Annotated in this window: 10 protein-coding genes; all 10 read right to left on the bottom strand. The window is 41.6% G+C overall.

Going from position 1 to position 6,503, the window contains the following annotated elements:
- A partial coding sequence (locus AB1488_05730) for an aspartate kinase (GenBank protein ID MEW6409597.1) occupies window positions 1-830 on the bottom strand: 830 nt, incomplete at its 3' end.
- Window positions 830-1,246 carry a HEPN domain-containing protein gene (locus AB1488_05735; protein ID MEW6409598.1) on the bottom strand — a complete coding sequence of 139 codons (417 nt, stop codon included), beginning with the start codon at window positions 1,244-1,246 and terminating at the stop codon, window positions 830-832. The genes AB1488_05735 and AB1488_05730, both read right to left, overlap by 1 nt.
- The gene (locus tag AB1488_05740; protein MEW6409599.1) at window positions 1,203-1,577 is read right to left on the bottom strand and encodes a nucleotidyltransferase domain-containing protein; all 375 of its coding nucleotides are present in this window, start codon (window positions 1,575-1,577) and stop codon (window positions 1,203-1,205) included. Before AB1488_05740 ends, AB1488_05735 begins: the two co-directional genes overlap by 44 nt.
- Before the next feature lie 43 nt (window positions 1,578-1,620).
- Complete coding sequence (locus AB1488_05745) at window positions 1,621-2,856, bottom strand: cofactor-independent phosphoglycerate mutase (protein ID MEW6409600.1); 1,236 nt, start codon at window positions 2,854-2,856, stop codon at window positions 1,621-1,623.
- 8 nt (window positions 2,857-2,864) lie between these two features.
- Window positions 2,865-3,917 carry a threonine synthase gene (gene thrC / locus AB1488_05750; protein MEW6409601.1) on the bottom strand — a complete coding sequence of 351 codons (1,053 nt, stop codon included), beginning with the start codon at window positions 3,915-3,917 and terminating at the stop codon, window positions 2,865-2,867.
- A 3-nt stretch (window positions 3,918-3,920) separates the two neighbouring features.
- Window positions 3,921-4,157 (bottom strand): NIL domain-containing protein, encoded by a 237-nt coding sequence (locus AB1488_05755; GenBank protein MEW6409602.1) that lies wholly within the window; start codon window positions 4,155-4,157, stop codon window positions 3,921-3,923.
- Window positions 4,154-4,435 (bottom strand): MoaD/ThiS family protein, encoded by a 282-nt coding sequence (locus AB1488_05760; protein ID MEW6409603.1) that lies wholly within the window; start codon window positions 4,433-4,435, stop codon window positions 4,154-4,156. The genes AB1488_05755 and AB1488_05760 overlap by 4 nt, the downstream gene beginning before the upstream one ends.
- 5 nt (window positions 4,436-4,440) lie before the next feature.
- The gene (locus AB1488_05765) at window positions 4,441-5,679 is read right to left on the bottom strand and encodes a threonine synthase (protein MEW6409604.1); all 1,239 of its coding nucleotides are present in this window, start codon (window positions 5,677-5,679) and stop codon (window positions 4,441-4,443) included.
- A gap of 49 nt (window positions 5,680-5,728) precedes the next feature.
- Window positions 5,729-6,133 carry a M67 family metallopeptidase gene (locus AB1488_05770; protein ID MEW6409605.1) on the bottom strand — a complete coding sequence of 135 codons (405 nt, stop codon included), beginning with the start codon at window positions 6,131-6,133 and terminating at the stop codon, window positions 5,729-5,731.
- On the bottom strand, window positions 6,130-6,503 hold a 374-nt coding region (locus tag AB1488_05775), incomplete at its 5' end, for a ThiF family adenylyltransferase (protein ID MEW6409606.1). The genes AB1488_05775 and AB1488_05770, both read right to left, overlap by 4 nt.

The following is a 6,503-nucleotide window of genomic DNA, read 5'->3' on the forward strand; positions in this document are numbered from 1 at the left end:
TTTGCTGCAACACCGGGCTTATCAGGGACACCGGTGATGGTTATCTTTGCAGTGTTTTTATCGTATGTAACACCTGATACAATAACTTTCTCCATATCCTCATCCTCCCTGGTTACCAGTGTTCCGGGGCTATCGTTGAAACTTGACCTCACTACAACAGGAACATTGTATTTCATTGCGAATTCAACAGACCTTGTCTGAAGAACCTTTGCCCCGAGACTCGCCATTTCAAGCATCTCTTCGTGAGATATCTTGTCGAGTTTTCTTGCATTTGGCACTATATCAGGGTCAGTAGTATAAACACCATCCACATCAGTATATATCTCACATAAATCTGCATTAAGTGCTGCTGCAAGTGCAACTGCAGTAGTATCTGACCCTCCTCTTCCAAGTGTAGTAACATCTGATTTTTCATCTATGCCCTGAAAACCTGCAACCACAGGGATATTTCCTTCTCTGATTGCCTCTGCAAGCCTCTCAGCTGAAATCTTTTCAATCCTGGCCTTTGTGTGGGCACTGTCTGTTATGATGCCAACCTGCCTTCCTGTAAAGGATTGCGTCTGATAACCGAGTTTCTGTATAGCCATTGCAGTGAGTGCACTGCTCACCCTTTCACCACTGGAAAGTAGCAGATCCATCTCCCTCTCATCAGGGTTACTTGTAATCTGTGCAGCAAGCCCTATGAGCTTATCAGTTTCTCCACTCATCGCAGAAACAACAACCACAACATCATTGCCTTTTGCTCTTGCCTCTGCCACCCTCTTGGCAACATTCTTTATCCGCTCAATGTTTGCGACTGATGTCCCACCATATTTCTGAATAATAAGCATTAACCTAAAACCTCCTCTACTGTCTTAAGAATATTCTCTGCTTTCTCTATGCAAGACTTTGAATCGTCCTCGTCATATGCCATATCTGGCGTTATATCTGGCAAGCCATTGGGATAACGAGTTGGAATATAAAATCTATCTAAAAGCTTAGCATCTTTTATAAGCTTATTTAGTTTACCATAAAACTCTAAGTTCACATGTTGCAAATGATCAATTAGTTTCTGAACAGAATGCCCCCACGGGTCTTCGCTATTCAAATACCACAACGCCTTTACAGCCTTTTCTGCCGCTTGGTGTGAATGAAAACACGAATGAGCATGCTTACCATAATTGCTTAAAAGTCTTGAGGCATCTAAATCACTTTTAGCAGTCTCAAACCACTTCAATGCTGTTCTTCTGTCCTTCTCTATGCTCATATAAAACCTTACCTTCTCTTAGTGCCCATAAAATAAATCTGTTTCCATCCTTTTTCATTTTCTCAAACTCTTCAGGTGTATAAACCAATACATCTATATCAAATGGCTTTAATGATTCTTTATCCCTTAGAGTGTCAAGATACCTACCAATTCTGTCAATAAACCTTTTTCTGGTTTCTTCAACAAATATAACATCTAAATCACTTCGCTTAGAATAATCACCTCTTGCAAAGGAGCCAAAAATAAGGGCAAACCTTGCGCCTTGAGTTTTAGCTACTTCAATTACTGCTGAGTAAATTTTATCGATATCAATAGTATTTTTACCTATCATACTCATCGTCAGGTGCAATAGAATGAATCTTTTTCAAAAGCCATCATTTTCCTTTGATAAAATAATCCATCAGCCTGTATCCTTCTTCGAATCTCAGTATACTATCTATCTCATTAATCGCTTCATCATATTTTATCCCCGACCCTCGACCTTCGACCCTCGACCTTCGACCCTCGACCTTCGACCCTCGACTATCGTATATCACAAACGGAACAGGTTCTCTTGTATGCGTCCTTACACCTATCGGTGTAGGATGGTCTGTGAGAAGAAGTATTCTGTATTCAGGAAACTGCTCCATATCCTCCGTCACCTTTCTAACAACCCTGTGGTCGAAATCTTCTATTGCTCTTATCTTAGCATCAATATCTCCATTATGTCCTGCCTCGTCAGGCGACTCTACATGCAGATATACAAAGTCAAGGTTATTCAATGCCTCTACAGCATAATCCGCCTTACCCTCATAGTTTGTATCGAGGTAGCCAGTGGCTCCTGGGACATCTATAATCTTAAAACCTGCATATATACCTATCCCTTTTGTAAGGTCAACAGCAGAGATGATACCACCTTTTAGACCATACTTTTTAATAAATGCCGGCAGTTGTGGCACTCTACCCTGTCCCCATAACCACACGCCGTTTGCCTCTCGACGCTTGTTCTCCCTTCTTTCTATATTTACTGGATGCATCTTAAGCACTACTGAGCTATCAGCCATAATTCTTCTGAGGACATCAGATCCATCTCCGACAGGTAGATAATCCACCACAGGCTTACCCGTAATGTCATGTGGAGGAACACATTCAACATCTTCCTTACCATTCTTCCACACCATTATGTGCCTGTATCCGATACCAGCATAAAACCTTAAATTATCGTTACCGAGTTGCTTATCTATATCCTCTATTAATAATCTTGCCTCTTCTGATGATATATGTCCTGCACTATAATCTTCCATGATAGCGCCATTATCCTTTATCGTCAGTGTTACAAGATTGCATCTATATGCAACATCCTGAGAGGATAAATCCACCCTGAGACTTGCAGCCTCGAGTGGTGCCCTACCGGTGTAATAGATAAGTGGATTGTAACCGAGAATAGATAGATTTGCGACATCGCTGCCTGGGTGAAGTTCCTCTGGTATGGTTCTCACCATACCTACCTGTCCTGAGGAGGCAAGTTTATCCATATTCGGCGTATCTGCTGCCTGAAGACATGTCTTACCACCTAATTCTTCCAATGGTCTATCAGCCATTCCATCACCGACTAAGACGATATATTTCATATCTCACCTTAATACCCCAATATCCTCTCAACCGCTTCCATCTCTGCATCAACCTTTACAGGCTGTTCCGATACCCTGAGTGCTATATCAGGGTCTTTTAAGCCGCTTCCTGTCAGGGTACAAACAACTGTAGAGTCTTCTTTAAAGTAACCTTCCGTGTTTAATTTTATCACACCTGCAACCGACGCAGCAGATGCAGGCTCACAGAATATCCCTTCAAGCGATGCAATCATCCTGTATGCCTGAATTATCTCTTCATCTGTAACAGATTCTATCCTCCCACCCGATTCATCCCTTGCATCTATAGCCCCTTTCCAGCTTGCTGGATTCCCAATTCTTATAGCTGATGCAATGGTCTCAGGGTGTTCTACAGGATGACCGAGAACAATCGGAGCAGCACCAGCTGCCTGAAATCCAATCATAACAGGAAGGCTTTTTATCCTGCCTGCACTGTAATATTCCTTGTATCCCTTCCAGTATGCGGTTATATTACCTGCATTACCTACTGGTAATGAGTGATAATCAGGGGCAGAACCAAGCTGGTCGCATACCTCAAACGCCCCTGTTTTTTGCCCTTCAAGTCTGAATGGGTTTATTGAGTTCACCAGTGTTATTGAATATTTTTCTGCTATTCTTTTCACGATGGAAAGGGCTGCATCAAAGTTTCCCTTAATCTGTATTACCTTTGCACTGTGAACTATTGCCTGTGCCAGTTTGCCCATTGCAATTTTGCCTTCTGGTATCAGTACAATGGCGTCTATACCTGCCTTTGATGCAAAGGCAGATGCAGAAGCAGAGGTGTTGCCTGTTGAAGCACATATCACTGCCTTTGAACCATTCTCTACTGCTTTTGATATAGCAAGCGTCATCCCCCTATCTTTGAATGAGCCAGTTGGATTCGTGCCTTCAAACTTAAAATATATATTAATACGTGGGTTGATTACATCCCTGAGCCTGTATGTCTTAATAAATGGTGTATTACCTTCCTTTAGTGTAATTATTGGCGTTTTATCTGTAACAGGTAAGAATTCTTTGTAATGAGATATTATTCCATTCCACATATATCACTCAAGTATGTCCCCTTCTACCATCTCCACGATAACACCCTGCTCTCTCAGATGTTTTATACCAGCATCGAGATTCTCTCCGCTACCATCAAGTTCAAGGACAACCTCACCGACTGTCTCAGTGATCTTTGCCCTTCTAATATTTGGCATTACATCAAACTTTTTAGCCATCGTATAGATGACAGGTTCTTTTATCAGATGCTGAGGAAAAGTCAACTTCACCCTTTTTTTCATAAAACCTCCCCTCCAGCAATGGCTGGAATAATCGAGACCTCATCTCCATCTTTTACAACAGTATCTTCATTATTGAGAAAGCGTATATCCTCTTCATTTACATATATATTCACAAACCTTCTTATCTTACCATTTTCAGCAATTCGTTCACCGATACCAGGAAAACGCCTATCGAGGTCTTCTATTACCTTTATTACTGTCCCCGGTATTCCTTCTACCTCTTCCTTTCCACCTGTAAGCCTCTGTAATGGTGTCGGTATTCTTATTTTAACGCCCATTTTCTCTACCTCCCTTTTATCTCAGATAGTTTCTCCTCAAAAGAACTGAGTGATGGTTTTATATAATATGGTTTAGCGAGGCTTTCTGCCACTGCCTCCTGGGTCTTCAATCCATTACCAGTAATACACATAACTATCGATTCATTCCTCGGTATTTTTCCACTCTCAATAAGTTTCTTTGTAGCGGCAAGGGTTACACCTCCTGCAGTTTCGGTAAATATCCCCTCTGTCCTTGCAAGAAGTTTTATGGAGTCTATAATCTCTTGGTCAGTTACATCCTCGCCATAACCGCCACTCTCCTTTGTGGTCTGCACCGCATAAAAACCATCTGCCGGGTTTCCTATGGCAAGTGATTTTGCAATCGTATCTGGCTTCACAGGTTTTATTATATCACTTTTTTCTTTTATAGCAGTAACTATTGGAGCGCAGCCTGAAGCCTGTGCCGCATATATCCTGGTGTCTTTATCTTTGATAAACCCAAGGGCGTTAAATTCCTTAATTCCCTTCCATATCTTTGTTATCAGGGAACCACCCGCACATGGAACCACTATATGCGACGGCACTTTCCAGTCAAGCTGCTCAAGTATTTCGTATACCATTGTCTTTGAACCTTCTGCGTAAAAAGGTCTTATATTTATGTTAACAAATGCCCAGTTATATTTATTTGCTATTTCAGTACAGAGTCTGTTGACCTCGTCATAATTACCGTCAACTGCAATAAGGTTTGGCTCATATATAAGGGAACCTATGATTTTGGTCATCTCGAGATTTGCAGGTATAAAAATAAAACTTTTAAAACCAGCCATCGATGCCTGCGCAGATACTGAATTTGCAAGGTTTCCAGTAGATGCACATGCTACCGTATCGAACCCGAACTCCCTTGCCTTACTCAATGCCACCGCTACTACCCTGTCTTTAAATGAAAGCGTAGGATGGTTCACAGAGTCATCTTTGATGTAGAGTTCACCAACACCAATTTCTTTAGCCAGTCTATCAGCTTTTATCATCGGTGTAAAACCAGAATCGAGCCCGCTTGTAGGCTCATCGTCTATCGGTAAAAGTTCTACATACCTCCACATATTGGCTGGCCTTGAGGCGATCAGTTTCTTCTTTAGTCTCTTTTTTATCGAGTTATAGTCGTAGACCACTTCAAGTGGACCAAAACAGAATTCACAGACATATATAGGTTCTTTAGGGTATTCTCTTCCACATTCCCTGCACTTAAGTCCTGTCACGAACCCCATAACCAGCAATCCTCCTTTAGCCCATGAGATTAATAATATCTCACGGGCTTTACACTATCACGATCTCCTTCTCTAATACTGAACCATCAATTATGTTGTATGACTTTATCTCAGGAGACCCCATATTAGATAAAGATATAATTACATACTCTGCCTCAGGATAAAACGTAAGAGGTGCAAGTTCAATATCCCTGAGAGATGGATATGACTCAGATGATGTATGTGAATGGTATATTCCAATAAGAGATTCACCACTTTCCCTAAGTTTTTTATCTACCATAATCCATTCTTTAGAATCCATCAGGTATGTTACAGTACTTGCATCTACATTCCTCATCCTGTAGACCCTCTCTACCCTACCATCTTTACCTCCAAGGATACCACATGCCTCCTTTGGGTATTCTGCCTTTGCGTGTTCGATCATTTCGTTGAGCTGTCCTCTGCTGATTATCATCTGACGCCACAGAACTCCTCGTAATCAATAAGTTCTTTGATCGTTGGGTTCTCTCCACATACAGGACACAACTGATTTTTCGGTATCTTTACCTTCTTGAAGCTCATCTTCAGTGCATTATAGATAAGAAGCTGACCTTTAAGTATCTCTCCTTTATTAATATTAAGGATAAGTTTTAAAGCCTCTGTTGCTTGTATTGCCCCTATTACACCCGGAAGGACACCAAGAACCCCTGCTTCCTGGCAGCTCGGGACCAATCCAGGGGGTGGTGGTGTCTCAAACAGACATCTATAACAGGGACCTTCTCCTGGAATTATTGTAGTCACCTGCCCTTCAAACCTGAGTATAGCACCACTCACAAGTGGTTTTC

The sequence above is a fragment of the Nitrospirota bacterium genome, from assembly GCA_040756155.1.
Taxonomy (GTDB): Bacteria; Nitrospirota; Thermodesulfovibrionia; order JACRGW01; family JBFLZU01; genus JBFLZU01.

Bases quoted from the DNA above. Each gene is read 5' to 3' on its own strand.
- AB1488_05745 (MEW6409600.1), bottom strand. From the start codon at position 2,856: ATGAAATATATCGTCTTAGTCGGTGATGGAATGGCTGATAGACCATTG.
- thrC (MEW6409601.1), bottom strand. From the start codon at position 3,917: ATGTGGAATGGAATAATATCTCATTACAAAGAATTCTTACCTGTTACA.
- AB1488_05760 (MEW6409603.1), bottom strand. From the start codon at position 4,435: ATGGGCGTTAAAATAAGAATACCGACACCATTACAGAGGCTTACAGGT.
- AB1488_05735 (MEW6409598.1), bottom strand. From the start codon at position 1,246: ATGAGCATAGAGAAGGACAGAAGAACAGCATTGAAGTGGTTTGAGACT.
- AB1488_05770 (MEW6409605.1), bottom strand. From the start codon at position 6,133: ATGATAATCAGCAGAGGACAGCTCAACGAAATGATCGAACACGCAAAG.
- AB1488_05765 (MEW6409604.1), bottom strand. From the start codon at position 5,679: ATGGGGTTCGTGACAGGACTTAAGTGCAGGGAATGTGGAAGAGAATAC.
- AB1488_05740 (MEW6409599.1), bottom strand. From the start codon at position 1,577: ATGATAGGTAAAAATACTATTGATATCGATAAAATTTACTCAGCAGTA.
- AB1488_05755 (MEW6409602.1), bottom strand. From the start codon at position 4,157: ATGAAAAAAAGGGTGAAGTTGACTTTTCCTCAGCATCTGATAAAAGAA.